The following is a 1,912-nucleotide window of genomic DNA, read 5'->3' on the forward strand; positions in this document are numbered from 1 at the left end:
CACCGGTCCGGGGCGGTTGACCGGCGGGGCCTACCGGTCCGCGGGTGGCATGGGCGCCGGTGCCCCCGCCAGCGGCGCGAGATCGCCGCGCAGCGACCGCATCATCAGGAGCGACATGGTGCTGTACAGCGGCCGGCTGATCATGCGAGACAGCAGGCTGGCCAGCAGCGCGCAGGCCATCAGGCTGAGCACCATGCTGTGGCCGTCGGTCATCTCCATCACGATGATCATGGCGGTGATCGGCGTCTGCGTCACGGCGGCCAGAAAACCGCACATGCCCAGCGCGATCAGCGCCGGGCCGTGCGGCGAGTCGAGCAGCCAGGCCACGTCGGCGCCCAGGCCGGCCCCCAGCGACAGGCTGGGCCCGAAGATGCCGCCGGGCACGCCGGCCCAGGCGGAGAGCCAGGAGGCGATGAACTTCAGGCCGGTGAACACCAACGGCTGGTGCTCACCGCTGCCCGCCGCGTCCAGCAGGGCGTGGGTGTGGTGGTGGCCCACGCCCACCGCGTTGCCGTCGCTCACGATGGCGATCACCGCCACCACGAAACCGCAGAGGGCCGCGAACGTGACCGGGCGTTTGCGGCGGTAGGCGCAGAAGCGGTCGGGCAGGCCGGTGAACGAGGCCAGCATCAGGCGCGAAAGCAGGCCGCCCAGCAAGCCGCAGCCCAGCGCCACCAGCAGGCCGGGGCCGAGCAGGCTCCACCACGAGACACCGTCGGTGCGGATGCGGCCGAAATACGAGAGGTTGCCAAAGGCCGACACCGCCACCAGGCCGGCCACCACGATGGCCGCCAGCATCAGGCCGCTGCTGCGGTCCTGCAGCCGGCGCGAGAGCTCTTCGATGGCGAACACGATGCCGCCCAGCGGCGTGTTGAAGGCCGCGGCGATGCCGGCGGCGCCACCGGCCACCAGCAGTTCGCGCGTGCTGATGTCGGTTTTGGGCGAGAGCCAGCGCCTCGCGTGCAGCATCACACCCGCGGCGATCTGCACCGACGGCCCCTGCCGCCCGATCGACAGCCCCGCCAACAGACCACCCGATACCGCCGCGATCTTGGCCAGCGAGAGCCGCAGCGAAACGAAGCGCGAGCGGCTGGCGATCGGGGTTTCCGGTGCCAGCGCGGTCAGTACCTGCGGCACGCCCGAACCCACCGCGCCCGGCGCCCAGCGCCGGATGCCCCAGACCACCAGCGCGGTGAGTGCTGGCGTCCAGAGCAGCGGCGCCCACCAGATGGCGCCGCGCAGGCTCTGGTACAGGCCAAAAGCGGCGTCGGCCAGCAGCGTGAAACCCACCACCGCCAGACCGGTCAACACCGCGTAGGCGATCACGATGCCGCGGTCCAGCCATTGCCGGCCGTCGCCCATTTCGTCGCGCAGGTTCTGCAGGAAGTCCGGTTCGCCTTTCATCGGGGGGCAGTGTAGGGCCAGCGGCGAGGTGGCCGACACCGGCAGGCGGCGTATTGGGCGATACCGGCACTTGCGGCACAATGGTTGACCGTTTTGCGGCCCGGGCTCCCGCGCCGCCTGCTAATTCCCCCAAGGGCACACACATGGCATCCGTCAACAAAGTCATCCTCGTCGGCAACTGCGGCCGCGACCCCGAAATCCGCTACCTGCCCTCGGGCCAGGCCGTCGCCAACGTGAGCGTGGCCACCTCCAGCCGTCGCAAGGACAAGAACAGCGGCGAAACCATTGAAGACACCCAGTGGCACCGCGTCACCTTCTACGACCGCCTGGCCGAGATCGCCGGTGAATACGTGAAGAAGGGCCGCCCGATCTACGTGGAAGGCCGCCTGAAATACGGCACCTACGTGGACAAGACCACCGGCGTGGAAAAGAACACCGTGGACATCATCGCCACCGAACTGCAGCTGCTCGGCGGCCGCGAAGGCATGGGCGGGGGTGACGAAGGCGG

The 1,912-nt window shown here is 69.9% G+C and carries 2 protein-coding genes; one reads left to right on the forward strand and one right to left on the reverse strand.

Going from position 1 to position 1,912, the window contains the following annotated elements; genetic code table 11:
- Positions 1-30: 30 nt before the first annotated feature.
- On the reverse strand, positions 31-1,404 hold the full coding sequence (locus tag V6M57_RS09690; protein ID WP_332814782.1) for a chloride channel protein: 1,374 nt from the start codon (positions 1,402-1,404) through the stop codon (positions 31-33).
- A 143-nt stretch (positions 1,405-1,547) separates the two neighbouring features.
- Here V6M57_RS09690 and ssb point away from each other — a divergent pair.
- Positions 1,548-1,912, forward strand: a 365-nt coding sequence (ssb, locus tag V6M57_RS09695) for a single-stranded DNA-binding protein (protein WP_332814783.1), incomplete at its 3' end; no start/stop codon positions are given.

It is taken from the genome of Ramlibacter sp. (genome assembly GCF_036676645.1).
GTDB lineage: Bacteria > Pseudomonadota > Gammaproteobacteria > Burkholderiales > Burkholderiaceae_C > Ramlibacter.

Coding starts and splice junctions, on each gene's coding strand:
- V6M57_RS09690 (WP_332814782.1), bottom strand. CDS start 1,404: ATGAAAGGCGAACCGGACTTCCTGCAGAACCTGCGCGACGAAATGGGC.